Raw genomic sequence first — 26,502 nt, forward strand, 5'->3', positions numbered from 1 at the left:
AGGCAAGTGGGGCTGGAGGATAAACGGCAGCTAGTAAGGATAGCTTGGTTCAGGTTGCGGGAAGCAGCGGCTAGGAAAGTATAAACTGGCAAGTATAAAAGTATAGCTAAAGTATAAATATGGCTTTTCAAGTCAGTTGGGTTACAAACCCAACACCCTAATTAGGCACGAGTTGCAAACTCGCGCCAGCAGGAAAAGAGGCACAAGCGGACGCTTGCGCCATGGAAAGTATAGCCAAGTATAAATCAGAAAGTATAAACCAGCTAAGCACCATGCGAAGTATACTTCTTTCCATCATTACCCTGTTGCACGCCACCAACCTGATGGCGCAGGAGATAACCTATACCAGGGTTTTCTTCGACAACAGCCTGATGGACAAGGACCATTTCTATACTTCGGCCAGCTATACTTCGCCGAGCTGGGTGAAGAACAGCGGCGGCAAGCTGCCCGTGAGCCAGGAAGTATACTTTACCCCCGGCAACGCGCTGGAGCTGAAGTATAACTCCGCGAAAGGTGGGCAGTGGCAGGTGCAGGTGCTCTACCACCCCATCCGGGGTATGGATTTTTTCCGGCCACAGGAGAAGCTTGTCTTCAGGCTATACATCAAAACCAACACAGCGGCAACAGAACTTCCGGTACTGGCTATTGGCAAGCGGGAGGCGAAAGAGCTTTCCCAGTTCCTGCCGCTGCAAAACTACCTGCCTAACTATAAAACCGGTGCCTGGCTAACGGTGGAGGTGCCGCTCAGCAGCTTCAAGGGCCTGAACTACAGCGATCCGAAAGAGGTGGATGTAGTGGTTTTTCAGCAGCAGGCAGAAGATGGAAAATGGCATGAGTTGTACCTGGACCAGGTGGAGATGCTGCCTTTGCAAGCCGGAGAAAGTATAAAGTCGGCCCCCAAGCTGCTAAGCGCTAAAGGCTACGAAAAGCACATCGACCTGACCTGGGAAAAAGTAGAAGACCCTGCCGTGCGTTACGTGCAGGTACACCGCTCCACCGATAACAAAAACTTCAGGCCTGTGGCGGTGCAGCTGCCCTCCATCAGCCGCTTCGCCGATTACGTGGACACCGTGGGGCAGACCTTCTACTACAAAATCAGCCTGCTGGATGATCGCTATCAGGAAACAGGGCAATCTGAAAGTATAAACGCCGTTACCCGGCCCATGACGGATGAGGAGTTGCTGACCATGGTACAGGAGGCGAACTTCCGGTACTACTGGGAGGGAGCGGAACCCAACAGCGGCCTGGCGCTGGAGAACATTCCGGGCCGCCGGACGATGGTGGCCTCCGGGGCCTCCGGTTTTGGCGTGATGGCTTTGCTGGTGGGGATAGAGCGTGGCTGGATTACGAGGGAGCAGGGCGTGGAGCGCTTTCTGCAGATCGTGCGCTACCTGGATAAGGCCGAGAAATTTCACGGTGCTTTTTCGCATTTCATCAGCGGGGAGACGGGTAAGGCAGAGCCTTTTTTCGGCCCACGCGACAATGGTGGCGACCTGGTGGAGACGGCTTTCCTGGTGCAGGGGCTGCTGGCGGCGCGGGAGTATTTCACGGCAAACTCGCCGCAGGAAAAAGAGATCCGCAACACCATCACCACTATCTGGCGCGGTGTGGAGTGGGATTGGTACCGCAAAAAGCCAGAAAGCGATTTCCTGACCTGGCATTGGTCACCGGACCAGGCCTGGGTGCTGAACCACCAGCTTATCGGCTGGAACGAGACGATGATCGTGTACCTGCTCGGCATCGCTTCGCCTTCGCACAGCATACCGGCCAGCATGTACTACAGCGGCTGGGCCAGCCAAAGCGAAAAAGCGCAGCAGTACAGGGCAGCCTGGGGCCTGACCAAAGAGGGAATGATGTATACCAACGGCAATACCTACTTCGGCATTCCGCTGCCGGTGGGGGTGTCCAGCGGCGGACCGCTGTTCTTTATACATTACTCCTACATGGCAGCCGACCCACGCAAGCTCACCGATAAGTACACCAACTACTTCGAGAATAACCGGAACGTCGCGCTGATAAATTACCGATATTGTGTGGAGAACCCGGAGAACCACCAGGGCTACAGCGAGAACAGCTGGGGCCTCACAGCCTCGGACGGCCCTTGGGGGTACGCGCCCAACGAGCCGGTGCCGCACGCCGATACCGGCAAGATGACGCCGACCGGGGCGCTGGCCTCGTTTCCGTATACGCCGGAGGAGTCGATGCGGGCACTGAAGCATTTTTACCGAGAGTATGGCCACTTTCTGTGGGGAGCCTATGGTTTCCGGGATGCCTTTAGCCTGGAGGAGAACTGGGTGTCGCCGCTGTACATGGGCCTGAACCAGGCTCCCATTACGGTGATGATCGAGAACCACCGCAGCGGCCTGATCTGGAACCTGTTCATGAAAAACAAAGAGATACAACAAGCCCTTAAAAAGATAGAGAGAACCCGATGAAAAAAATCTACTTGTCCTTCGCCCTGCTGTTTATACTTCTGGCGCTGCCCACTGCACACGCCCAACAAAATGATCCGCCCTTCTGGAACGAAATCCAGGCGTTTAAACAACAGGACAGCCAGCAGATGCCGCCCCGGGACGCCATACTTTTCGTGGGCAGTTCCTCCATCAAATTGTGGAATAACCTGCAGGAGATGTTCCCGAAGCATACAGTCATTAACCGAGGCTTTGGCGGCTCCAACCTCCTCGACCTAAAGCGCTACCTCAACGACATCGTGATACCCTACCAGCCGAAGCAAATCGTGATCTATTCCGGTGAAAACGACATCGCCGGGGGCAACGTGCAGGCGCCGGAGGTGCTGGAGCGCTTTCAGGATGTGTTCCAAAGTATAAGACAGGAGCTGCCGCAGGTGCCGGTGGTGTTTGTGTCCATCAAACCCAGCCCATCCCGGCTGAAGTATAAACCCATTATAGAAGAGGCTAACCTGTTGATAAAGGACTACTTGCAGACACAACCCAAGACTAAGTATGTGGATGTGTACAAGCCGATGCTGCAGCCGAACGGAAAACCAAAGCCCGAGATTTTTACGCAAGACAGCCTGCACATGAACCAGCAAGGCTACCAGATCTGGAGGAAGAAGATAAAATCAAGCTTGATTAAATAATTTAACGATAGTATCCATGAAACAAATCATACGCACAGCCCTGGTCATGTCTATCGGGTTGATGAGCACACAGTGTAATACAGCCCAGCAGCCTACCACCGCACAGCAAACCGAAACCGTGGAGCAGACACAAACGCCAACCGCCAGGGCCAGCAGCACAGCAGACCCGCGCATGCGCCAGTTTGTGGACAGTCTTCTCAGCCAGATGACCCTGGAGGAGAAGATAGGGCAGCTGAACCTGGTGTCGGTGGGCTTCGATGTGACGGGGCCGGTGGTGAGCCAGAACGTGGACGAGAACATCCGCAAGGGCAACGTGGGCGGCGTGTTTAACACCTATACCCCGGTGGCTGCCCGAAAGCTGCAGGAGTTTGCCGTTAACAACACACGCCTCAAAATTCCGCTCCTGTTCGGCTACGACGTCATCCACGGGCACCGCACCATTTTCCCGATTCCGTTGGGCCTTTCGGCGAGCTGGGATCTGGAGGCCATTGAGCGCAGCGCCCGCATTGCCGCCGACGAGGCCTCTGCCGATGGCCTGAACTGGGTGTATTCGCCGATGGTGGACATTGCCCGCGACCCGCGCTGGGGCCGTATTTCAGAGGGAGCCGGGGAGGATCCATACTTGGGTTCTGAGATAGCTAGGGCGATGGTGCACGGCTACCAGGGCGATGACCTGACCAAGGAAAACACCGTGATGGCCACCGTGAAGCACTTTGCCCTGTACGGCGCCTCCGAGGCCGGCCGCGATTACAACACTGTGGACATGAGCCTTAACCGCATGTTCAACGAGTACATGCCCCCTTACAAGGCTGCCATAGAAGCCGGTGTGGGCAGTGTGATGACTTCCTTCAACGACATAAACGGCGTGCCGGCCACCGGCAACCGCTGGCTGATGACGGAGTTGCTGCGTGAGCAGTGGGGCTTCGACGGCTTTGTGGTGACAGACTATACCGCCATCAACGAGATGATCGCGCACGGAATGGGCGACGAAGCCAAGGTGGGCGAGCTGGCCCTGACAGCCGGATCGGATATGGATATGGTAGGCGAAGTATTTCTGAGGCACCTGAAGCAGTCGGTGGAGAAAGGGAACGTAAGCGAGGAGGAAATCAACACGGCGGCGCGCCGCATCCTGGAGGCAAAGTATAAACTGGGCCTGTTCGAGGATCCGTATCGTTATACAGATGAGCAGCGCGCCAAAACTACTATCATGAAACCGGAATACCGCGAGGCCGCCCGCGACATTGCCCGCAGAAGCATGGTGCTCCTGAAAAACAGCAAGCAGACGCTGCCGCTGAAAAAGTCGGGCACCATCGCCCTGATCGGCCCGCTGGCCAACAACCAGCGCGACCTGATTGGCAACTGGAGCGGCGCCGGCGACTGGAAGCAGGCCGTTTCGGTGGAGCAAGGTATCAAAAATGTGGCGGGTAACGGCGTGAAGATCAACTATGCCAAGGGGGCTAACATCACCGACGATGAGCAGATGATCAAGCGCCTGAATGCCCACGGCGGCGAGCTGCAGCTTGACAAGCGCACCTCCGAGCAAATGATTGCCGAGGCGGTGAAAGTAGCCCGTGCTTCTGATGTGATCGTGGCTGTGGTGGGTGAGTCACAGGGGATGAGCGGGGAGGCGGCAAGCCGCGCCGACATTGGCCTGCCCGGCAAGCAGCGCGAACTGCTGATGGCCCTGAAGAAAACCGGCAAGCCGCTGGTGGTGGTGCTGATGAACGGCCGACCGCTGACGCTGACCTGGGAGGACCAGAACGTCGACGCCATCCTGGAAACATGGTTTGCCGGCACCGAGGCGGGCAATGCCATTGCTGATGTGCTGTTCGGCAATTACAACCCATCTGGTAAAATTACGGCCACCTTCCCGCAGATGGTGGGCCAGATTCCGCTTTACTACGCCCACAAGAACACAGGCCGCCCTTTCAACGGCGATCTGCTGAACAAGTATACCACCCGTTACATGGACGTGACGAACGAGCCGCTGTACCCTTTTGGGTTTGGCCTGAGCTATACGTCGTTTACCTACTCCAAGCCGCAGCTGAGCAAGACCAGCATCAGCCCGAGCGAGAACCTGGAAGTAAGCGTGCAGGTGCAGAACACCGGCAACTACGACGGCGAGGAAGTGGTGCAGCTGTACGTGCAGGACGTGGTGGCCAGCATCACGCGCCCGGTAAAAGAGCTTAAGGGCTTCCAGAAAATCAACCTGAAAAAAGGCGAAAGCCGGACCGTGACTTTCACCCTGACGCCGGAGCACCTCAAGTTCTACAACAACGACCTGGACTTTGTACTGGAGCCCGGCGAGTTTAAAGTATACGTAGGCACCAACTCCCGCGACGTGCAGGAGGCCAGCTTTACGGTAACACAGTAAATTTGATAGGTTAGGTAGGTAGCTGCTGCCGGCCCTGAAAAGCCGGTGGCGGCAAACCTTCTTCTCATCTACTTAAAAAACCTGACACCATGAACAATCCATACACGCTTAACAAGTGGCTGGTAAGTATACTGGCGCTGCTGCTGTGGCTGCCCACCGCGGAGGCCCAAAAAAAGAAGCAGGCCAAGCCCATGAACGTCATCTTTATACTCAGTGATGACCACCGCTACGACTTCATGGGGTTTATGGGCAAGGTGCCGGAGCTGCAAACGCCCAACATGGACCGTCTGGCCAAAGAGGGCGCGCACCTGCAGAATGCCTTTGTCACCACCTCGCTGTGCTCACCCAGCCGCGCCTCCATCCTGACCGGCCAGTATGCCCACAACCACGAGATAGTGGATAACAGTGCGCCGCTCCCCGAGGGACTTGTCTTTTTCCCGCAGTACCTGCAGCAGCAGGGCTACCAGACCGGCTTTTTCGGCAAATGGCACATGGGCAACACCGACGACCAGCCGCAGCCGGGCTTTAACAAATGGGTGAGCTTTAAAGGGCAGGGCGTATACCATAACCCTACGTTTAACATTGATGGCAAAGAGGTAAAGCAGCCGGAGGACAGCTATACCACCGACCTGCTCACCGATTATACGTTGGAGTGGCTGCAGCAGCGCGACAAGAGCAAGCCATTTTTTGCCTACCTCTCGCACAAGGGCGTGCATGCCGAGTTTATGCCGGCCAAGCGCCACGAGGGCAAGTATAAAGACATCGAGGTTGTCAGCCCGCCCTCCATGTACCTCACCGCCACCGACTCCAGCAAGCGCTACGGCAGGGTGCAGGAGCCGAAGGGGCCGGTAAACGTGCGCGACATTCCTAAGTGGGTGAAGGCGCAGCGCAACAGCTGGCACGGCGTGGACGGCATGTATGACGGCGAGATAAAGTTCGACGACTTTTACCGCCAGTACCTGGAAACCCTGCTGAGCGTGGACGAAAGCATTGGCCGCGTACTGGAATGGCTGAAGAAAGAGGGGCTGGACAAGAATACGCTGGTTATTTACATGGGCGACAATGGTTTTCAGTTCGGGGAGCTGGGCCTGATTGACAAGCGCGACGCGTACGAGGCCTCTATTCGCGTTCCGCTGCTGGCCCGCGCGCCTGGCTTGATTAAGCCCGGCACCAAGGTAGAGCAGATGGTGCTGAACGTGGACATCGCCCCCACCATCATGGAGCTGGCTGGCATGGCGAAACCGGCGCAGATGCAGGGCTACTCGTTTCTGCCGCTGCTGCAGGGCCAGAAAATTCCGTGGCGCGACAAAATTTTCTATGAGTATTACTGGGAGTGGGCCTTTCCGCAGACACCCACTATTTTCGGCGTGCGCACCGACAGGTATAAGTACATCTACAACCACGGCGTCTGGGACATCAACGAGCTCTACGACATGCAGAACGACCCCGAGGAGATGAACAACCTGATACGCAACCCGCAGTACGAGAAAATCGCCGGGGAGCTGAAGGCGGAGCTGTGGAACTGGCTGGAGACAACCAACGGGCTGCAGATACCACTCAAAAACGTGCCTTTCAAGCGCATCGACCTGCCCTATAAAGGAACTTTCTAAGTATAAGAGCCCCTGGTATTTCTCAAGTATAGCCTCCCGGATTTTCTGCTGCCAGCCCTGTTCGCAGCTGATTTTATACTTAGGAAGGGGCAACATAACCTGGCCACAGCAACTCGAAGGCCACGGGGTAGGGAAGTATAAAAAAATCGTCAGGCATCAAACAACCGGCATGAAGTATAACCACAGGACAATCAGAAGTATAAAATTTAAAGTACAGCCCAAAGCTATACTTGCCGGGTTTATACTTTGGCTGCTGCAGGTAACGGCTTTGGCGCAGGGGCAGCAAACCTACTGCAACCCCATCAACATCGATTATACTTATAGTATAGTACACGCCAGCCGGGGCGTGTCCTTTCGCTCGGGTGCCGACCCTGCCGTGGTGCCGTTCCGGGGCGAGTACTACATGTTCGTGACCCGCTCCCAGGGCTACTGGCACTCCAGAGACTTGCGCAGTTGGCAGTTCATCCGGCCGCAGAGCTGGTACTTTGAGTCTTCCAACGCGCCGGGCGCCTGGCCCATGGGCGATTCTGTGCTGATAGCGCTGGGCAACCCGGCATCGGTGCAATCGGTCATTTCTACTGATAATCCAACGGTGGGCACCTGGCGGGGAGCGCCGTCTGTGCTGCCGCTCACGCTGCACGACCCGGCACTGTTTGTGGATGACGATGGCAAAGTATACTTATACCACGAGCCCTCTAACACGCACCCGCTGCAGGGCGTGGAACTCAACCTGAAGCATTACTTTCTGCCGGTGGGAGAGAACAAGAAGCTCATTACACTCAATCCTGAGCAGCACGGCTGGGAGCGCTTCGGCGAAACGCACCAGGACTCGGCAGCTGGGTTTCTGGAAGGGGCCTGGATGACCAAGTATAACAACAAATACTACCTGCAGTATGCTGCGCCCGGTACCGAGTGGAGCGTTTACGGCGACGGCGTTTATACTTCCGATTCACCGCTTGGCCCGTTTACTTACCAGGAATACAGCCCCTTCTCCTATAAGCCCGGCGGCTTTATCAGGGGGGCGGGGCATGGCAGCACCGTGCAGGACCCTTACGGCAACTGGTGGCACTACGCTACCATGGTGATTGGGGTGAATTTTAACTTCGAGCGCCGCATCGGGCAGTTCCCGGCAGGCTTTGACAGGGACGGGCAGCTTTATGCCAACACTGCCTATGGGGACTACCCGCACTACCTGCCCTCACAGGAGAACAAGAACCGTCAAAGTTTATTTACCGGCTGGATGCTACTATCTTACAAAAAGCCTGTGAGGGCCTCCTCGGTGCAGGAAAAGTATGGCCCGGAAAACACGGTGGATGAAAGTATAAAAAGCTTTTGGGTGGCGCAGACCAACAAGCCCGGCGAGTGGCTGGAGGTAGACCTGGAGCAGGTGAGTGAGGTAAGGGCCGTGCAGCTCAATTACCACGACCACAAATCGAACATCTTCGGCAAACCCGACACGCTCTACCACCAGTACCTGCTGGAGTACTCACTGGACGGGAAAAACTGGAAGACGCTGGTAGACAAAAGGGAAAACCGGCAGGATGTGCCCAACGATTACGTGGAGCTGCCGCAGCCGCAGAAGGCCCGCTACATCCGATTTACCAATCACCATGTGCCCACGCCCCACCTGGCCATCTCGGGGCTACGGGTTTTCGGGAGAGGTGCGGGTAAAAAGCCCGCCTCACCGTCGCGCTTCAGCGTGAAGAGGGACGCAGACAGGCGACAGGCAAAACTGGCGTGGCAGCCGGTAAAGGGAGCGCAGGGGTACCACGTGTACTATGGCATTGCCCCCGATAAGCTTTACAACTCCGTGCTGCTTTACCAGGACACTGCCTATGAGCTGAACGCCCTCAATGTTGCTCCTGCCTACTACTTTCAGGTAGAGGCGTTTAACGAAAACGGAATCAGTAAAAGAACCAAGGTTATAAAGGTGGAGTAGGAACCACCGGAAAGTATAAATAGCGCGACATGATAAAGTATAAACACACCCTAACGTATAAATGCTCACTTGTAACACTCTTGCTCCTGTTGCTGGCAAGTATAACTACCCAGGCGCAGGGTGAACTGGATGCGTACGAGCGCCAGGTATACGTGCAGGGCAATGATACGCTGCCTTACCGCATCCTCTACCCGAAAAGCTTCGATCAGAAGAAAAAGTACCCTCTGGTGCTGGTGCTGCACGGAGCCGGCGAGCGCGGCACCAACAACGAGGCGCAACTGGTGTATGGGGCCAAACGGTTTCTGGACGAACAGGAGCAATTCCCGGCCATTGTGGTGTTTCCGCAGTGCCCCAAGGACAGCTACTGGTCTAACGTGAACATCGTGCCCAACGCGCAGGGGCAGCGTACCTTTAACTTTCAGGCAGGAGGGGAGCCTACCCGAGCGATGGCGGCGCTGATGGGACTGCTGAAGCAGCTGCGCAAAAGTGGGAACGTCGACAAAGATCGGGTGTATTTGGGCGGCCTTTCGATGGGGGGCATGGGCACCTTCGAGCTGCTGTGGCGTCAGCCCAAAACCTTTGCAGCGGCTTTCCCAATCTGCGGTGGCGGGGCGCCGGAGATGGCCCGCAAGTATGCCAAAAAGGTAGAAAGCTTCTGGATTTTCCATGGGGAGGAAGACGGAGTGGTGCCGGTGGAGCACTCCAGAATCATGGCCGGGGCCATCGAGAATGCCGGCGGCAACGTCAAGCTGACGGTATATCCGGGTGTGAACCACAACAGCTGGGATAATGCTTTCCGGGAGCCGGAGTTGCTGCGGTGGCTTTTCTCGCAGGAGAAGTGAAAGCGTAGCACTAAGTATAACGAAGGGGGAAAAGGCAGCATTTGCTGCCTTTTTCTTTGCCCGCCTGTGTAGGTGTAAGTGGCCTGACCTATAAAGATTTAGATACTTCGGAATGTTGGAGTAACAAAAAAATAACACGGGACGCTAAACCTCTGGCTCATTCTTAAGTATAGCAAAAACACTGATTAGATGCTTTCAGGATTCATTCACATTATTTTTAGAGACGTTGGCCCATAATCAGAAATATTTGTGATATTCTTGCTTAGCTTTGAACTTTAAGCACCTGCCGCTTGTCTATGATTTAGAATTATTTATACTATGAAAGAACTGGAAAGAATCGAGAGTAGCTTGAAAAAGAGTAACACTTTACTTTACAAGCAGGATGATAAAGGGCTCGCCTGCTCCTTCGTTAATGGCGGTTTAGTAGTAGACTCCTTCGTTATCCAGGACGAGGTGATTGCCGAGGCGCTGGCCAAGAAGGGCACGAACGGCGTGGTAGAAGGGAGCACCTTCAACATGCTTCGCAGCAACTACGACTGGTTTTCGCTGCACGTAAAGTCGAAAAAGCTTTACGACACCCTGAAAAAGTAACCTTTGAAAGCAGCCAAACGGCTGCTTTTTTGCTTTTATAGCCTCCTGTTATACTTTCACTTTTACTTCCGAGGGCAGCTCTCCGGCCAAAGCTATCCGCAGCTTGGCAAACAGGCGCAGCGATACCTGGAAAACCGGGCTCAGGATGAGCGTGTACAGAAACGTGACCACATGGACCGGCCCACCCAGCAGTAAACCAATCACCAGCACCACGCTCTCCACCATAATCCTGGCCTTGCTAACCGAGAGTTTGGTGCGGTCTGCGATGGACAGCATAAAGCCATCGCGCGGACCGGCACCAATGCCGCCCGCCACATACAACCCGCCTGCCATCCCGACTATCAGGATGCCCAGCAGCAGCCACCCGTAATCAAACCAGGTATAACTGGCGCCGGGCAGGAAATCCAGCCACAGGAAAAAATCTACGAAGGGACCGATGAGCAGCGCGTTGAGGAAGGTGCCGATGTTGATGTACTTGCGGCTGATCAGGAGGGAGGAAAGTATCACCACCATGCCCACCAGCACGCTCCAGGTGCCGATGCTCCAGCCAAATTTGTCCGTGAGGGCCACGTTCAGCACATCCCAGGGGTGCAGGCCCAGGTGCCGTACCTTCACGGAAATGGCGATGCCAAGGCCGAATAAAACCAGTCCGAGGAAAAAGAAAGTATAGCGAATCGCCCAGTGGCGCAGGTTATCCATATTCAAAGAAGCCATGCTGCAAGTTTAGTCATTCTGGCTGTTCCGCCCTATGCTTTCGCTAAATTACCCCTGCTGCGCGGGATGCAATTTAGGATGACAGCCATACTATGATATGATATGCTCTTTCGGATTTACAATCCGAAAGTATAGGAACCGCGGATTTGTAATCCGCAGCGGCAGAGGCGGGAGCTACGGGCATTGGAGGCGGATTGCAAATCCGCTTTTAAAAAGCTCCGGATTGCAAATCCGGAGCAGCAGTGAGAAAATTGTCCCCTTGAGGACAAACAAGAACGAGAGTTCGCTGTTTGCGAGCAGCGCTCAACAGGGGTGTAAAGCCAGCTGAAAGCTCCCTGCAGAAGTATAAATACTAAACAAAAAAGCCCCGCCTTGTGCAGACGGGGCCTTAGGTAGGTAGTAGTTATACTTTCTGAGGCTTATAAGCCGCCGGCTCCGCCGTTGCCGTCGCCTTGCTTGGTGTCGTCGTTGCGGATGCTGCGCTTGCGGCGTGGCATCTTCTGTTTTTCCATCTTACCGAAGCGGTAGTCGAAGGTAACACGGGCGCCGCGGTTGTAGTTGTTGATGCGCATGCGCTGCGTGAAGTCAATGGCCTCCACGTCGTTGTTCATCTTCATGCTCTTGCGGAAGGGGTTGTCCAGGCCCAGACTCAGGCCGCCCTTGCCCTCGAACAGCTCCTTTTTAAAGGCCAGCGAGTGGAAGGAGAAGGAGGCAAACTTGCCCTGCAGCTGAATTCTGCGCGAGTTAAAGCCCCCGTTAAACTGGGCACTGAAGCCCTTGCCGAAGTCGTAAGAGGTGTTACCATTGATGTTGTACATCCAGCCGCTGTTCTCGTACAGCGTGCTCTGCAGGTCTACATAGTAAATGTTGGAGCTGCCGCTTACCGTCCAGGCTTTCACAGGCTTAATAGAACCGAACAGGCTGACACCGTAGGTCTTGTTCTGGGCCACGTTGGCAAAAGTGAGGATGGTGTTGTCTCCCTCCAGGTCCGGCACTGTCTCGATGGCGTTGTCGGTTTCGCGCATGTACAGGTTGGCGCTGATAGAAGCTGTCTTGAAATAGGTGCTGTAGCCCAGTTCATACAGGTCAGTCAGCTCGGCATCCAGGCGAGGGTTACCGCGTACGATTGTTCCGGGTGCCTGCTCCTGGTCAAACGGGTTGAGGAAGAACAATGACGGACGCTGGATACGCTGCGTGAAGTTGGCCTTCAGCGTGTGCTTCTCCTTTAACGTATAAGACAAAGCTATACTTGGGATCAGGTTGTCGTAGCTGTCGGAGTACTTCTCGCGCTCCTCGCTGCCATTCTCCAGCACCTGGAAGTAGTCTCCGGCAATCTCGGTGTGCTCGTAGCGGGCACCTACTTTAAAGTTGAGTTTCTTGATGGCAAAGCCGTACGTAAAGTAAGAGGCGTACACATCCTGCGCATAATCGAAGTTCAGGTTGCTGTTAGCTGAGCCATTCTCTGCCACGAAAATATCGCGGTAAAAGCCATCACTCTTCACATCGCGGAAGATGGACTTAGCACCCAGCTCCAGGGTGGTTTTGTTCTCAAAAGGATGAACATAATCGGCCTGGAAAGTCAATTCGTTGTTAGCCCCGTCGTTGTTGTTGCGCTGCAGGTAAAACGGCTCCTCGCCGGCAGTATAACGGTCCTGGTAGTTGCGGGTATCGGTGTCCGTCATGGTATACTGCGAGAGAATCGCCAGCTCGTGGCCCTGCTTACCGAAGGTGTGCACGTAGTCCAGGTTCAGATCGGTGCCCAAACGCTTGTTACGGTTCTCGATGTCGGTATTGAAAGTATAGGCCGGATCTTCCACACCATTCTCAGTGAAGCGCTGCGTCTGGTCGTTCTCCATTCTGAACTGACCGCCGTTGCGGCGCACACCGCCGGAAATGGTGTTTTTGGCGTTGATGTCGTAGTCGAAGCCAAGCTGCGCGTTCATGAAGGCGCCACGGATCTTGGTGTCGCCGTACTGCTCACGACGGTTCTGCACATCGCCCTCACTTCTGAAAGTGGTGATGTTGCTCATGTCGCCGTGGTTGTAGAAGTGCACCCCGCTGCCGGTGGCGTTGATGCCCAGCTTGCCGCGGCGCACGTTCAGGCTGGCGTTGCCGTTGCTGGCGCGCGTGCCTCCCGTAACCGCCACAGAGCCGCTCACACCCTCTATTCCACTGTCTTTTTTGGTAATGATGTTGATGATGCCGGCCGTTCCCTCAGCGTCATACTTGGCTGACGGGCTGGTGATCACCTCCACGGTTTTGATCATGTCCGCCGGTATCTGCTTCAGGGCGTCTGCCACGCTGCCCGCCATGATGGAAGACGGCTTGTTGTTGATGAGCACGCGTACGTTGCCGCTGCCACGCAGCTGCACGTTGCCGTCGGTGTCCACGCTCAAGGCCGGTACTTTCTGCAGCACGTCGGCGGCGTTGCCACCCGTATTGGTAATATCTTTCTCGGCGTTGTACACGGTGCGGTCGATTTTCTCCTCCACCAGCGGCTTCTCGCCGGTAACCACCACCTCGCTCAGTTTCTGGGCGTCGGAAGCCAGGGAAATGGTGCCCACATTTACCTCAGCATTATCAGAGCTGACCGTAACGTTCTCTACGGCCTGTTGCTGGTAGCCCAGGAACGACACATTGAGCTTATACTTGCCGGCTGCTACTTTTTGTATCGTAAAGCGGCCTTTGTCGTCGGCCATGGTGCCATCTATTGCCTTGCCTGTGCTCATGTTAATCAGGGCCACGGTAGCAAACTCGATAGGCTGCTTGGTATCAGAATCCAGCACCACCCCGCTAATCTTGGCATTGCCTTTTGGGGCGGGCATGGCGGCTTGTTGCTGTTGCGGGCTTGCCGGCTGCGGTGCCTGCGCCCATCCTGCCGTGGTGCTTAGCCCCAGCAGGATTAGTAGTAACTGTTTCTTCATAGTTTAAGCGTTTAGTGGTCGGTTAAGTAAGGTGTAAGGCTTTTTCATACATGCGCTGCTATTTCTTCACGCTACAAAGTAATGCTGTAGATCTGTACTGAAAAAACAGAATATACCAATGCACGGCATTTCTATATGAATAGCCTGTGGTTGCCGATAAGGCGTTGGTAGGTACAAAAGGCGGTTTTGTCGGTGTGGCTGGCGTAGCCGGAAATAAGTGACAGAAGGGATGAAAAAAAGGCTGCCCCACTGCAGGGGCAGCCGGCATGTTAGAGCGTATCCGGAGACAGCCCGCTGATGTCTACGAAGTAGATGTTACCCAGCCCGTTTTCGTGGCTGAGCAACTCGCTTTCCACTTTCCTGGCATCGGCACGGGTAGCGCGAGGGGCTGGCTCTACGAGCCTGGCCGTTGTGAAGTACAGCGTCCTGGCGTCCGGCGAGATACCTGCCTGGCCTTCATTGCCGGGAGTGTTGATGTTGGCACCAAGCGCCTTGGGCTCACTCCACCCCTCGCCCTGCTTAAAACTCACATACAGGTCAGAGCCCGGGGTGTTGCCACGTCCCACGCTGCTAAAGATCAGCATGTTGCCTTTGGGGGAGATGATAGGGTCCAGGTCGCGCACCTGCGGGGAATTAAAGGGAAGCAACTCAGGGGCAGAGGCCTTGTTGCCTTCCACGCGGCATCGGTACAAATCAGAGTCACGGCCTTGGTTGGCGCTGAAGTATAAATACCCGTTCTCGTCGATGGAGGGATAGTAAACGGCACCCAGGTCGTTGATGGGGCCTTCCAGCAGCTGTGGCTCTCCCCATTTTCCTTGCTTCAGGTCGCAGAACCAGATGCTGTAATCGCCTGCTGCCTTTCCGGCACCGGGGCGGTCGGAGATAAAGTATAGCCTTTTGCCGTCTGGAGAGATAAACGGGTCGGTATCGCGGTAGATGCCGGAGAAAGAGGCCACCTGCGGAGCGCCCCAATTACCCCGTTTATCCTTGCGGCTCTCCATGATGGTAATCTGGCTCCAGTTGATGCGGGCCCGGGAGAAGTAGAGGGTGTTGCCGTCCGGGGTGAGGGTAACGTTAAACTCGTGCCCGCCGGCCGAGATAACGCCCGGAGCCAGCAGGGCAGGCTGAGGGGCCGCATTGGCTGTGGTGGTTGCCGGCGGACTTTGCGCCAACGCCAGGGCAGGGGCAGCAAGGGCCGCCAGTAAAAACATTTTTTTCATAGTTTATGGTTATAGGTCTTGTGGCCGCAAAGATGAAAAAAATAGCCTTACGCCAATCCCGGCCTGCAAAAGTTTTTCCCGGACTATCATTTCGTTGCCAGTTCTGCGCTGTAAGAGAGCAGGAAAAAAATGTCAGATGATATCCTTTTTGCAAATTTTGAGTACATTTGCCCTGAATAGTATTGCTGACCGCAAGAAATTTATAGACGAAGAGGCGAGAGAACAGGCTCTGTGACCCTCTGGCAACCATCCTCCTTGGAAAGGTGCCAAGTCCTGCCCAACAACGGGAAAATATAAATGACAACACCATGAACACAACACAAAACATCCCTACATTCGGAAGCCCTTATTCCCGACACAGCTTTACCCTTGCTGCTGCGATGTGTTGTTGTTGCTGTTGTACCTGCTAAAAATCATTCCTGATTTCGGCCTTCTACTTTTTTGCTGCTTTTGTAAGGCAGCTCTCCAGGCCATTTGTCTTCATTTTTTCACGCGTCTGTAGCTGCAGCTATCCTTTTATAGTATGGCAGCCCGGGCGCTTTGTAGCACAGGTATGCGTACAGCAGCAAATACTCCGTTTTTATACTTTTCCCAAACATGGCCTCAGGCCCATTGTAGCTCCATACCAACATGTGCATGCTGTTGCCAGCAGTATGGTGGTATGCGTGCCTGTTAAGTATAACCTGCCTTTGTAGATTTCTTAGCCGCGCAGCCCTACCTGGCCGTGTCAGGCGTTCCCATACCTTTTTTATACTTCACGCCGCTTTGGTGGCTTTTATACTTCAAGAATCATTATGCAAAGTTTCAGATCCGAAATAGAGAACCCGCTGGTAGCCAAAGACATTATTGAGCTGGAAAAGAAGATCCGGCTGTACCGAGAGGGCAAGCTGCAGGAAGACAAGTTCAAGAGCCTGCGCCTGGCCCGGGGCGTGTACGGGCAGCGGCAACTGGGCGTGCAGATGGTGCGCATCAAGCTGCCTTTCGGCAGGCTGACAACGCAGCAGCTGCTCCGCATCGCCGACATCTCCGACGAGTACTCAACCGGCAACCTGCACCTGACCACGCGCCAGGACATCCAAATTCACTTTGTGAGCCTGGACCGGACGCCGGAGCTTTGGGCCAAACTGGAAGAGGACGACATCACCATCCGGGAGGCCTGCGGTAACACCGTACGTAACGTAACTGCCTCGCCCGAGGCCGGCATTGACCCCGAGGAGCCGTTCGATGTGTCGCCCTACGCCGATGCCACCTTCCGCTATTTCCTGCGCAACCCGATTTGCCAGGAGATGGGCCGCAAGTTCAAGATGTCCTTCTCCTCCAGCGACTCCGACACGGCCATGTCGTATCTGCACGATTTGGGCTTTATCCCGAAAATAAAAGATGGCCAGCGCGGCTTTAAAGTACTGATTGGGGGCGGCCTGGGGGCGCAACCGGTACTGGCGCATACGGCTTTTGAGTTCCTGCCGGAGGATAAAGTTATACCTTTCATAGAGGGCGTGCTGCGTATCTTCGACCGCTACGGGGAGCGCAACAACCGCAACAAAGCGCGGTTCAAGTACCTGATTGGCAAACTGGGGCTGGAAGAGGTGCTGCGCCTGGTAAACGAGGAGTACAAGGCCCTCAAGTCACACAGCTTCGAAATCGATAAAAGTATAGATTTCAACGCCGCGCCACCTGCCGCCAGGGAGATTCCGGATTTTGTGCTGGAGGATACCGATAAGTATGAAAAGTGGTTAAAAACGAATGTGTTCCGGCAGAAGCAGGACGGCTTTTACGGCATCTACCTCAAAGTACAGATTGGTGACATCAGCACCACCACCGCCCGCCAATTGGTGCCCCTGGTGCGCGACTTTGCAGCCGACGAACTGCGCGTGACGCAGGGGCAGAACCTGCTGCTCAAGTATGTGCGCGAGGAGGCCCTGCCTTACGTTTTTGCCCGGCTCGATGATCTGGGCCTGGCTGAGCCGGGCTTTAATAGTACCGCCGACATCACCACCTGCCCCGGCACCGACACCTGTAACCTGGGCATCTCCAACAGCACCAATATTACCAAAGTGCTGGAGCAGGTGCTAGTGCAGGAGTACCCGGAGATGCTGTTCAACACCGACTTTAAAATCAAAATTAGCGGCTGTATGAACTCCTGCGGCCAGCACGGCATGGCCAACCTGGGTTTCCATGGCTCCTCGCTCAAGAGCGGTAAAAGTGTGCTGCCGGCCCTGCAGGTGCTGCTCGGCGGCGGCACGGTGCAGAACGGCGAAGGCCGCATCGCTCAGAAACTCCTGAAAGTGCCCAGCAAACGCGGACCAGAGGTGCTGCGCTACGTGCTCAACGATTACCTGGCAAACAAGCAGGAGGGAGAAACCTTCAACGCCTACTACGACCGCAACGGCAAAGACTATTTCTACCAGCTGCTGAAACCGCTGACGGACCTGACCACGCTAACCGCTCAAGACTTTGTGGATTGGGGGCACCAGGATGGCTTTCAGCCGGCGATAGGAGTGGGCGAGTGCGCGGGCGTGATGATTGACTTGGTAGCGACGCTGCTGTATGAGGCCGACGAGAAGCTGGAATGGGCGGCGGAGGCGCTGGAAGAGCAGCGCTTTGCCGATGCCATCTACTACGGCTACGCCGCCTTCATCAGCACGGCCAAAGCCCTGCTGCTCGACAAGAGCGTGAGCACCAACACCCAGCACAGCATCCTGCAGGAGTTCGATACGCATTTTGTAGAGACGGGCCTTTTTTCGTTTGCGCCTGACTTTAAAAGTAGTGTGCTGCAAATTAACCAGCACGAGCCTAGCGAGGGCTTTGCAACAGAATACCTAAGCCAGGCGCTCTTGTTTTTGCAGCAGGCTAACCACTACAGGAAAGAAATTGTGAATGCGTGAATGAGCGAGTTTCAGGAAAGATAAAATCTGATTCTTTAACATCCACATTCACGCATCCACTCATTCACTCATTCAGAATTTAAACGACATGGCATCAAGAAGAAAAATAAAAAATACTGCACAACAGGCAATTACCCCAAAGTATAAACTGCCCAAACTTACGCTGGTTGGCGCAGGCCCCGGCGATGAAGAGCTCATCACCCTGAAAGGTGTAAAGGCACTGCAGCAGGCCGACGTGGTGCTCTACGATGCACTGGTGAACCCGGAGCTGCTAAAGCATGCCCCGGCCACGGCACCCAAAATCTTCGTGGGCAAGCGGCTGGGCAAGCATCACCTGACGCAGGACGAGATTAATAACCTGATTGTGGACTCGGCCTATGCGCATGGGCACGTGGTGCGCCTGAAGGGCGGCGACTCTTTTGTGTTTGGCCGCGGCTATGAGGAGCTGGCGCACGCCGACAAGTATAACATCCCGACGGCGGTGGTGCCGGGCATCTCCAGTTCTATTGCGGTGCCCGAGCTGCAGCAGATCCCGCTCACTATCCGCGGCGTGAACGAGAGTTTTTGGGTTATAACCGGCACGACAAGCTCCGGAGAGGTATCTGCCGACGTTAGTTTGGCCGCTCAAACCAATTCGACAGTGATAATTCTGATGGGAGTGAGTAAATTAGCGCAAATTTCGGGAATCTTCGCAGCAGCCGGCAAAGCAGACACACCGGTGGCAGTGATTCAGAACGGCTCTTTGCCCGACGAAAAGATTGCTTTGGGCAATGTGCACAACATCGTGGAGCGCGTGGAGGCAAAGCAAGTAGGGGCGCCCGCGGTTATCGTGCTGGGAGAGGTAGTCAATTATCACCCTGCCCTGCGCTATACCCTGGATTTGCTGCAGCAGAAGCCTGTTGCTGTGGAAGTATAAAAACAATTGATTAGATGGATAATCTCCAAGATAATAATCTGCCCGAGCCCGTAGTGGCGCAGGAGAATGGAGAAGTGAGCAATCCGCTGTTTCCGGTTTTCATGAAACTGGAGGACTTGCAGACCTTGGTCGTGGGAGGCGGAGCCGTAGGGTTAGAAAAATTGTCGGCTATACTTGCCAACAGCCCCAAGGCACAGGTGCGGCTGGTGGCCCCGGAGGTGCACACCGCTATCTGGACTTTGGCCGCCAGGCACCCACACGTGGAGGTGGTCGTGCGGGAGTTTCAGGACGAAGACCTGGCGGGCGTGGATCTAGCCCTGATTGCCACAGACGATCATATTCTTAACAAGGCCATCCGCGATCTGGCCAAATCCAGGAAAATACTCACCAACGTAGCCGATACCCCGGAGCAGTGCGATTTTTACCTGGGCTCGGTGGTGCAGAAAGGCAGCCTGAAGCTGGGCATCTCTACCAACGGCAAATCGCCCACGGTGGCCAAGCGGGTGAAAGAGGTGCTCAACGAGGCCTTCCCCGACGAGATAGACCAGGTGCTGGGCAAGCTGGGTAAAATCCGCACACAGCTCAGCGGCGATTTCACGGAGAAAGTCCGGCAGCTGAACCACCTGACGGAGGGGCTGGTGAACCCGCTGCCCAAGAAGCGCTACCGCTACCGCTTTACCTACGTGCTGGCCACCCTGACAGCGGTGATTGCCCTGATGGTGACCGGCCATTTGCTCTTCAGCTACATTCCGCTGCAAACCATCGGCACCGTCGCCATGGACATTGCCTCCGAGGTCGACTCCGGCATCCTCATTTTTATACTTGCCGGCTTCGTGGCCCAGCTGATAGACGGTGCCCTGGGGATGGCCTATGGCGTGAGTGCCACCACTTTCCTGCTGAGCGTAGGGGTGAGTCCGGTGGCGGCCAGTGCCAGTGTGCATGCCTCTGAGATTTTTACCTCCGGCGTGTCGGGCTGGATGCACCTGAAGTTCAAGAACGTAAACAGCAAGTTGTTCAAAAGCATCGTGCTGCCCGGGGTGCTGGGGGCCATACTAGGAGCTTACCTGCTCTATGCCTTCGAGGATTACCTCTATGTCATCAAGCCGATTGTGGCCGCCTATACCATGTTTCTGGGCATTCTGATTCTGCGCAAAGTGTTGCGGAAGAAGACAAAGAAGAAGCCGGTGAAAAGACTTGGGTTTCTGGCCACAGCAGGCGGCTTCCTGGATGCCATTGGCGGTGGCGGCTGGGGGCCGATTGTGTCCTCCACGCTTATTGCCAAAGGCCGTAACCCGATGTATACCATCGGCTCTGTGAACCTGGCTGAGTTTTTTGTGTCAGTGGCCAGCTCGGCTACTTTTGTGGCCTTTGCCGGTATTTCTCATTGGCAGATTATACTTGGCCTGATCCTGGGAGGAGCCATCGCCGCACCGCTGGGCGCGTACCTGGCCCGTAAGCTGCCGGTTAAAACGATGATGATCATCGTGGGCATCGTGGTGATCATCGTGAGCCTGAGGCTGATGGTGCTGGCCTTGCCGTTTGATCTGCCTTGGTAATCCCGACACCATACTTTATCTATACTAACCTTATTACGCACGATACATGAAGGATAATGAGACTGGGGCGATTCGCCTGCAGGCACAACGCTCCCAGTACCGGGAGCACTCCGTACCCTTATACCTTACCTCCAGCTTCACGTTTGAGGACGCTGAGCAGGCACGCGCCGTTTTTGCCGAAGAGGAGCAGGGGCAGGTATACTCCCGCTACGCCAACCCGAACGTAGATGAGCTGCTCCAGAAGATGTGCTTCCTGGAGAAAGCCGAGGACGGTTTTGCCTTTGCCTCCGGGATGGGCGCTATTTTCGGTACGCTGGGGGCATTGCTGCAGTCCGGCGATCATGTGCTGGCCTGCCGTTCCGTATTTGGGTCTACGCACCAGCTGCTGGCCAATATTTTTCCGAAGTGGGGTATTAGCTATACGTATGCCGATGCGGCCAATCCGGAAGAATGGGAAAACCTGATCACGCCGGCTACCAAGCTTATACTTATCGAGACGCCCTCCAACCCTGGTCTGGAGCTGATTGACCTGGCGTGGCTGGGAGAACTGAAGCAAAAGCACAACCTGCTGCTGGTGGTGGATAACTGCTTTGCCACCCCAATCCTTCAAAATCCCACCGACTACGGCGCTGATCTGGTAATACACTCGGCCACCAAGTATATCGATGGGCAGGGGCGCGTATTGGGAGGCATAACGGTAGGCACCAAAGAACTGATCGCGCAGATCCGCTTCTTTGCCCGCCACACCGGTCCGGCTATCTCGCCGTTTAATGCCTGGATCCTGTCCAAGAGCCTGGAGACGCTGCAATTGCGCGTGGAAAAGCACTGTGAAAACGCCCTGAAACTGGCCGAGGCGCTGGAAAACCACCCGGCGCTGGAGAAGGTGAATTATCCGTTTTTGCCGTCCTTCCCGCAGTATGAACTAGCCAAAAAGCAGATGAAACAAGGCGGCGGCATCGTGACGCTGGAAGTAAAAGGCGGCTACGAGGCGGCCAAACGCTTTATCGATAACCTGCAGATGGCGAGCATCACCTCCAACCTGGGCGATACCCGCACCATCGTCACCCATCCGGCCTCTACCACCCACTCCAAACTGACCGAACAGGAGCGTCTGGCTACGGGTATCACGCCGGGTTTGGTGCGCGTTTCGGTGGGGCTGGAAAGTATAAGCGACATCATCGCAGACATACAGCAGGCGCTGGATCGGGTGTAATAGTTGTTAGTTATTAGTTGTTCGTTGTTAGAGCGGAAAATCTAACCTGCCTCTTCAAGAGCAGATCCGATTCATTTTCTTCGTTTTGTCATTCTGAAAGGATCTTGGTTGCATATAGCAGCAGCTTGACCTCCGGGGGTAGGGGCCCTCTTTCTCTACCAAGTTTCTTAACAGCATGTCAAAACTTAGATAGACCATAAATCAGAACTTAAGATTTTCTCTTTGGAGAAGGAAAGTGATGACAGCTATATTCAGTGAGATTTCTCAAGCCCACTCATCAAGTATAAATCTACTTTTACACCACCTGCAGCCATAGCTTGCAGGCAACAATTTAAACACATGGAAGTTAACCTTACACGCGTAGACGAGGATTTTCACTTTGTGGCAACAGGAGCCTCCGGAGTGGAAATTAACATAGACGGCTCACCGGAGATCGGTGGCCACAACGCCGGCGCCCGTCCGATGGAGATGTTGCTCATGGGCCTTGGAGGCTGCAGCGCCATCGATGTTATTCAGATATTAATAAAGAAGCGCCAGCAGATCGACTCCTTCAAAATTAACGTGAAGGCGGAGCGGGAGCAGGGGGAATTGCCTTCGGTATTTAAGCAAATCCACATCCATTTTATACTTGGCGGGCCACTGGAAGAACTGAAAGTACAACAAGCCATCCAGCTGTCGATGGACAAATACTGCTCAGTGGCAGCCATACTTTACAAAACCGCCACGATCAGCTATACTTTTGAGCTGGAGAAGTAGTCAAGGAAGGCACGAGCTGATTAAACAAAAAGCCGCTGCAAGTATAAACTGCAGCGGCTTTTCTGTGAGCTTCGGTTCCCTCGCTCGCCTCCGGCGAGTGTGCGCTTTTCTGGTGGCGTCCCGCCACTTAATACTCATCTTTCATTTGCTGGCGCGGATTTCCCCGAAATGCTTCGGGACAAGGCACCCCGTGCCTTATTTATCAGGTCGGATTTGCAATCCGACTGGGCCAGAGGCCCAACTATAGCCAGTCACGAGCGTGGACGCTCGCGCCATAAGAAAGAATGTAACGGCCCAGGTAAAGGGAAAAGCGGCCAGAGGCCAAACTATTACGCACACTCGCCGGAGGCGAGCGAGGGCAAATGATATCCATGCCGCAAGTTTAGTGACAGCGCAACTTGGGGCAGTTAATGAAGCCAGTTTGTAACTGGCGGAAGTATAAGTATGAACTGTGCCAGTTACAAACTGGCTGCCATACTTCACCACCAGTTTCCGCTTCGCTTAAACTGGCGGTAGGAGAAGAAATAAAAGTAAAAAGCCGCTGCAAGTATAAACTGCAGCAGCTTTTTGTTTTTATAACAAGTATAAACTTGTGGTTAATACTCAATCTCGGCTACCATACCGGCACCTACTGTGGCAAACGAAGTCTCATCCACCAATATAAAACCGCCGTTGGCGCGGTTGTCGGCATACTTGTCGAGCAGGAGTGGGGAGGCAGCTTTTATCTGCACACGGCAGATGTCGTTCAGTTGTATCTGGTCCACGTCCTCCAGGTGGTCGAGTGTGTTGATGTCGATTTTGTAATCGATGTTACGCACCACGCAGCGGGTTTCGGTGGAGTTGTGGCGGAGCAGCAGCTTGGCGCCGGGCTTCAGGGCCTTGTTGTGCATCCAGCATACCTCGGCCTCAAACTCCTGCGCTACTTCCAGGTTTTCAGCGGCTTTCACAATCATATCGCCACGGCTAATGTCCACATCGTCCTCCAGTTGCAGCACCACCGACATCGGGGCAAAGGCCTCTTCCAGCACCTGGCCGCCCAGTTCCACAGATTTAATGGTGGATGTCTGGCCTGATGGTTGTACCGTCACTTTATCACCGGCCTTATAGGTGCCGCTGATTACTTTGCCGGCATAACCGCGGTAGTCGTGGTGCTCGGCTGTGAGCGGGCGGATCACATACTGCACCGGGAAGCGCGCGTCCTCCAGGTTAAAGTCCTGCGACACGGGTACCTGCTCCAAATGCTCCAGCAGGCTGGGACCTTTGTACCACGGCATGGTCAGCTCGGAACCTTCCACGATGTTGTCGCCTTTCAGAGCACTTACCGGGATAAAGGTGATTTCTTTGGCGCGCAGCTTTTTGGCAAACTGCTTATAGTCCTCCACAATCTGGTTATATACCTGCTCCTCGTAGCCCACCAGGTCCATTTTGTTGATACAGATAACCAGGTGCGGGATGCCTAACAGCGAAGAAATGATAGAGTGGCGACGCGTCTGCTCCTGCACCCCTTTACGGGCATCTACAAGTATAATAGACAAGTTTGAATTGGACGCACCCGTTACCATGTTGCGGGTATACTGGATGTGGCCCGGCGCATCGGCGATGATGAACTTGCGCTTCTCGGTGGAGAAGTACTTGTAGGCCACGTCGATGGTGATACCCTGCTCGCGCTCTGCCTTCAGACCGTCTGTGAGCAAGGAAAGGTCCACCTGTCCGTCCTCATTCAATCGGCCGGAACTTTCAATGGCTTCCAGTTGGTCGGCAAATATCTGTTTGGTATCATAGAGCAGGCGGCCGATGAGTGTGCTCTTGCCGTCGTCTACGTTGCCGGCTGTTATAAATCGTAGAATGTCCATTAAAAATATCCTCCTTTCTTGCGGTCTTCCATTGCCGTTTCAGACAGTTTGTCGTCGATACGGGTAGCGCCACGCTCACTTATCTTTGACTCCAGAATCTCAGCGATTACCCCATCAATGTCGTGGGCTATACTTTCCACGGCAGCGGTACAGGTCATGTCGCCCACCGTGCGGAAGCGCACCTGCTTTTTCACCACCACATCGTCCGGCTCCTGGAAGATAAAGTCAGACCAGGCCATCAGTTTGCCGTCGCGCACCAGGCACTCGCGCTCGTGTGTGTAGTAAATATTGGGTAGTTCGATTTCCTCGCGCTTGATGTAGTTCCACACGTCCAGCTCCGTCCAGTTCGAGATAGGGAACACGCGCACGTTCTCGCCTTTGTGGACGCGGCCGTTGTAGATGTTCCACAGCTCAGGGCGCTGGCGTTTCGGGTCCCACTGGCCAAACTCGTCGCGCACCGAGAAGATGCGCTCCTTGGCACGGGCCTTCTCCTCATCGCGGCGGGCACCGCCGATACAGGCATCAAAGCCAAATTCCTCAATCGTTTCCAGCAGGGTATGCGTTTGCAGCGCGTTGCGGCTGGCATAGCGGCCCTTCGGCTCCGACAGGCTCTTTCGCTTGATAGTGTCCTCCACGTTTCGCACGATTAGCTTCTCGCCCAGGCGCTCTGCAAGCTCGTCGCGGTAGCGGATGGCCTCCGGGAAGTTGTGGCCTGTGTCGATGTGTACCAGTGGAAACGGGAACTTGCCCGGGCGAAACGCCTTCTCCGCCAGGCGCACCAGCGTAATCGAATCCTTTCCTCCTGAGAAAAGCAGGGCCGGCTTCTCGAACTGCCCCGCCACTTCGCGCATAATGTGGATTGCCTCTGCTTCCAGCTGATCGAGGTAGTCCAGGTATCTCTTTGTCATATCAATTTTGAATGAGCGATTGAGTGAATGAGTGAATGACATTGCTTTGTCAAGCCTTCACTTTCTAACTCTCTAATTTTTTAACTTTCTAACTTACTTGGCGTGCAGTCCGCACTCTTTTTTGGAGTTGTCTTCCCACCACCAACGGCCGGCGCGGAAGTCCTCGCCCGGCTGGATGGCGCGGGTACAAGGGGCGCAGCCAATGCTGACAAAACCTTTGTCGTGCAGCGGGTTGTAGGGGATGTGCAGGGCCTTTACGGTAGCTAGCACCTCGTCCAAAGTATAATTTAGCAGCGGGTTATACTTAATGAGCTGGTGCGCCTCGTCCCACTCCAGCAGCTGCAAGTCCTGGCGCGCACCCGATTGGTCGGCGCGGATGCCGGTTACCCATACCTGCACCCCCTGCAGGGCGCGGTTCAGGGGCTCCACCTTGCGGATATAACAACACTCCTTGCGGTCTTCAATAGAGTTGTAGAAGCTCATCGGGCCCTTCTCATTCACCAACTGCTCCACGGCCTCGTGCTTCGGAAAGTATACTTCCATGTTCTTGCCGTAGTGCTTGTTGGTTTTGTGCAGCAGCGTGTAGCTCTCGTTAAAGAGACGGCCGGTGTCCAGGGTGAACACGCGCACGGGCAGGTTCTGCTCAAAGATGTAGTGGGTGATGAGCTGGTCTTCGATACCGAGACTGGAGGAGAAGGCGATGCTGCCCTCAAACTCCTTGGTGAGGCGGCGAAGGCCTTCGGCTGCCGGTAAACCCGCCAGTGCCGTACGCAGCACGTCGAGCTTGGCCAGTAGTTCCTGTGATAAATCCATACTTTATAAATAATCTCTTTTGAAGTCGGTTTCTGGTTCCGGGGCATTAACAGCACCTGTTCAGCGACTGCTGCAAGGCAATTGCTGTTTGTGCTATGGCTCTTAACATAAAGCCTGCCAAGCCGGAAAAGTTCGGGAGGTGCAATTTTAGCACATGCAACAGCAACAACAGCAACACTCCTGAGGCGGTAGTGCCGTATTGATGTGTAAAGTAGCCCAAACTGTGGTGTTGCCACAGCCTGTTGCTGTACATGGTGCCGGTTGGTTGTTGTAGGTTTGCATCGCGTT

18 protein-coding genes and 1 riboswitch are annotated in these 26,502 nt (G+C 54.8%); of the genes, 12 read left to right on the forward strand and 6 right to left on the reverse strand.

What is annotated here, in order from left to right; all coding sequences use genetic code 11:
* The first annotated feature begins 221 nt into the window (after window positions 1-221).
* The 7 genes from C8N40_RS23035 to C8N40_RS04830 all read left to right on the forward strand — a co-directional run bounded on the left by C8N40_RS23035 (window position 222) and on the right by C8N40_RS04830 (window position 10,456).
* A complete protein-coding gene (locus C8N40_RS23035) occupies window positions 222-2,435 on the forward strand; it encodes a glucoamylase family protein (RefSeq protein WP_245904994.1) in 2,214 nt (737 codons plus the stop codon).
* Window positions 2,432-3,100 carry an SGNH/GDSL hydrolase family protein gene (locus tag C8N40_RS04805; RefSeq protein WP_108210649.1) on the forward strand — a complete coding sequence of 223 codons (669 nt, stop codon included), beginning with the start codon at window positions 2,432-2,434 and terminating at the stop codon, window positions 3,098-3,100. Before C8N40_RS23035 ends, C8N40_RS04805 begins: the two co-directional genes overlap by 4 nt.
* Window positions 3,101-3,116: 16 nt before the next feature.
* Window positions 3,117-5,474: a beta-glucosidase BglX gene (bglX, locus tag C8N40_RS04810; RefSeq protein WP_245904995.1), complete on the forward strand. Its 2,358-nt coding sequence runs from the start codon at window positions 3,117-3,119 to the stop codon at window positions 5,472-5,474.
* An 89-nt stretch (window positions 5,475-5,563) separates the two neighbouring features.
* Window positions 5,564-7,084 carry a sulfatase family protein gene (locus C8N40_RS04815; protein ID WP_108210651.1) on the forward strand — a complete coding sequence of 507 codons (1,521 nt, stop codon included), beginning with the start codon at window positions 5,564-5,566 and terminating at the stop codon, window positions 7,082-7,084.
* A 169-nt stretch (window positions 7,085-7,253) separates the two neighbouring features.
* On the forward strand, window positions 7,254-9,023 hold the full coding sequence (locus C8N40_RS04820; protein ID WP_108210652.1) for a family 43 glycosylhydrolase: 1,770 nt from the start codon (window positions 7,254-7,256) through the stop codon (window positions 9,021-9,023).
* Window positions 9,024-9,052: 29 nt separating this feature from the next.
* Entirely contained in the window at window positions 9,053-9,865 is an 813-nt protein-coding gene (locus C8N40_RS04825; protein ID WP_108210653.1) for a carboxylesterase family protein, read from the forward strand.
* 318 nt (window positions 9,866-10,183) lie between these two features.
* Complete coding sequence (locus tag C8N40_RS04830; protein WP_108210654.1) at window positions 10,184-10,456, forward strand: hypothetical protein; 273 nt, start codon at window positions 10,184-10,186, stop codon at window positions 10,454-10,456.
* A 48-nt stretch (window positions 10,457-10,504) separates the two neighbouring features.
* Here the strand turns inward: C8N40_RS04830 and C8N40_RS04835 are convergent, their stop codons facing one another.
* From C8N40_RS04835 to C8N40_RS04845, 3 genes are all read right to left on the reverse strand, one after another.
* Entirely contained in the window at window positions 10,505-11,170 is a 666-nt protein-coding gene (locus tag C8N40_RS04835; protein ID WP_245904996.1) for a YczE/YyaS/YitT family protein, read from the reverse strand.
* A 419-nt stretch (window positions 11,171-11,589) separates the two neighbouring features.
* A complete protein-coding gene (locus C8N40_RS04840; protein ID WP_108210656.1) occupies window positions 11,590-14,094 on the reverse strand; it encodes a TonB-dependent receptor in 2,505 nt (834 codons plus the stop codon).
* A 269-nt stretch (window positions 14,095-14,363) separates the two neighbouring features.
* Window positions 14,364-15,314 carry a TolB family protein gene (locus C8N40_RS04845; protein WP_108210657.1) on the reverse strand — a complete coding sequence of 317 codons (951 nt, stop codon included), beginning with the start codon at window positions 15,312-15,314 and terminating at the stop codon, window positions 14,364-14,366.
* A gap of 197 nt (window positions 15,315-15,511) precedes the next feature.
* Window positions 15,512-15,614: riboswitch (SAM riboswitch) on the forward strand.
* Window positions 15,615-16,108: 494 nt separating this feature from the next.
* On the opposite strand from C8N40_RS04845, the gene C8N40_RS04850 reads away from it, so the two are divergent.
* From C8N40_RS04850 to C8N40_RS04870, 5 genes are all read left to right on the forward strand, one after another.
* Window positions 16,109-18,199 carry a HEPN domain-containing protein gene (locus C8N40_RS04850; protein ID WP_108210658.1) on the forward strand — a complete coding sequence of 697 codons (2,091 nt, stop codon included), beginning with the start codon at window positions 16,109-16,111 and terminating at the stop codon, window positions 18,197-18,199.
* Between the two features lie 88 nt (window positions 18,200-18,287).
* Complete coding sequence (gene cobA / locus C8N40_RS04855; protein ID WP_108210659.1) at window positions 18,288-19,115, forward strand: uroporphyrinogen-III C-methyltransferase; 828 nt, start codon at window positions 18,288-18,290, stop codon at window positions 19,113-19,115.
* A 14-nt stretch (window positions 19,116-19,129) separates the two neighbouring features.
* The gene (locus C8N40_RS23365) at window positions 19,130-20,671 is read left to right on the forward strand and encodes a TSUP family transporter (protein WP_108210660.1); all 1,542 of its coding nucleotides are present in this window, start codon (window positions 19,130-19,132) and stop codon (window positions 20,669-20,671) included.
* 46 nt (window positions 20,672-20,717) lie between these two features.
* Window positions 20,718-21,884: a trans-sulfuration enzyme family protein gene (locus C8N40_RS04865; protein ID WP_108210661.1), complete on the forward strand. Its 1,167-nt coding sequence runs from the start codon at window positions 20,718-20,720 to the stop codon at window positions 21,882-21,884.
* Between the two features lie 339 nt (window positions 21,885-22,223).
* Window positions 22,224-22,640, forward strand: coding sequence for an OsmC family protein (locus C8N40_RS04870; RefSeq protein ID WP_108210662.1), 417 nt, complete (start codon window positions 22,224-22,226; stop codon window positions 22,638-22,640).
* A 596-nt stretch (window positions 22,641-23,236) separates the two neighbouring features.
* Here C8N40_RS04870 and C8N40_RS04875 read toward each other — a convergent pair.
* The 3 genes from C8N40_RS04875 to C8N40_RS04885 form a co-directional block, all read right to left on the reverse strand.
* Window positions 23,237-24,493 carry a sulfate adenylyltransferase subunit 1 gene (locus C8N40_RS04875; protein ID WP_108210663.1) on the reverse strand — a complete coding sequence of 419 codons (1,257 nt, stop codon included), beginning with the start codon at window positions 24,491-24,493 and terminating at the stop codon, window positions 23,237-23,239.
* On the reverse strand, window positions 24,493-25,401 hold the full coding sequence (gene cysD, locus C8N40_RS04880; protein WP_092103185.1) for a sulfate adenylyltransferase subunit CysD: 909 nt from the start codon (window positions 25,399-25,401) through the stop codon (window positions 24,493-24,495). The genes C8N40_RS04875 and cysD overlap by 1 nt, the downstream gene beginning before the upstream one ends.
* A gap of 93 nt (window positions 25,402-25,494) precedes the next feature.
* On the reverse strand, window positions 25,495-26,214 hold the full coding sequence (locus C8N40_RS04885; RefSeq protein ID WP_108210664.1) for a phosphoadenylyl-sulfate reductase: 720 nt from the start codon (window positions 26,212-26,214) through the stop codon (window positions 25,495-25,497).
* Window positions 26,215-26,502: the final 288 nt, after the last annotated feature.

Source organism: Pontibacter mucosus (assembly GCF_003054055.1).
Classification (GTDB): Bacteria; Bacteroidota; Bacteroidia; order Cytophagales; family Hymenobacteraceae; genus Pontibacter; species Pontibacter mucosus.

Coding starts and splice junctions, on each gene's coding strand:
- C8N40_RS23035 (WP_245904994.1), top strand. CDS start 222: ATGGAAAGTATAGCCAAGTATAAATCAGAAAGTATAAACCAGCTAAGC.
- C8N40_RS04805 (WP_108210649.1), top strand. CDS start 2,432: ATGAAAAAAATCTACTTGTCCTTCGCCCTGCTGTTTATACTTCTGGCG.
- bglX (WP_245904995.1), top strand. CDS start 3,117: ATGAAACAAATCATACGCACAGCCCTGGTCATGTCTATCGGGTTGATG.
- C8N40_RS04815 (WP_108210651.1), top strand. CDS start 5,564: ATGAACAATCCATACACGCTTAACAAGTGGCTGGTAAGTATACTGGCG.
- C8N40_RS04820 (WP_108210652.1), top strand. CDS start 7,254: ATGAAGTATAACCACAGGACAATCAGAAGTATAAAATTTAAAGTACAG.
- C8N40_RS04825 (WP_108210653.1), top strand. CDS start 9,053: ATGATAAAGTATAAACACACCCTAACGTATAAATGCTCACTTGTAACA.
- C8N40_RS04830 (WP_108210654.1), top strand. CDS start 10,184: ATGAAAGAACTGGAAAGAATCGAGAGTAGCTTGAAAAAGAGTAACACT.
- C8N40_RS04835 (WP_245904996.1), bottom strand. CDS start 11,170: ATGGCTTCTTTGAATATGGATAACCTGCGCCACTGGGCGATTCGCTAT.
- C8N40_RS04840 (WP_108210656.1), bottom strand. CDS start 14,094: ATGAAGAAACAGTTACTACTAATCCTGCTGGGGCTAAGCACCACGGCA.
- C8N40_RS04845 (WP_108210657.1), bottom strand. CDS start 15,314: ATGAAAAAAATGTTTTTACTGGCGGCCCTTGCTGCCCCTGCCCTGGCG.
- C8N40_RS04850 (WP_108210658.1), top strand. CDS start 16,109: ATGCAAAGTTTCAGATCCGAAATAGAGAACCCGCTGGTAGCCAAAGAC.
- cobA (WP_108210659.1), top strand. CDS start 18,288: ATGGCATCAAGAAGAAAAATAAAAAATACTGCACAACAGGCAATTACC.
- C8N40_RS23365 (WP_108210660.1), top strand. CDS start 19,130: ATGGATAATCTCCAAGATAATAATCTGCCCGAGCCCGTAGTGGCGCAG.
- C8N40_RS04865 (WP_108210661.1), top strand. CDS start 20,718: ATGAAGGATAATGAGACTGGGGCGATTCGCCTGCAGGCACAACGCTCC.
- C8N40_RS04870 (WP_108210662.1), top strand. CDS start 22,224: ATGGAAGTTAACCTTACACGCGTAGACGAGGATTTTCACTTTGTGGCA.
- C8N40_RS04875 (WP_108210663.1), bottom strand. CDS start 24,493: ATGGACATTCTACGATTTATAACAGCCGGCAACGTAGACGACGGCAAG.
- cysD (WP_092103185.1), bottom strand. CDS start 25,401: ATGACAAAGAGATACCTGGACTACCTCGATCAGCTGGAAGCAGAGGCA.
- C8N40_RS04885 (WP_108210664.1), bottom strand. CDS start 26,214: ATGGATTTATCACAGGAACTACTGGCCAAGCTCGACGTGCTGCGTACG.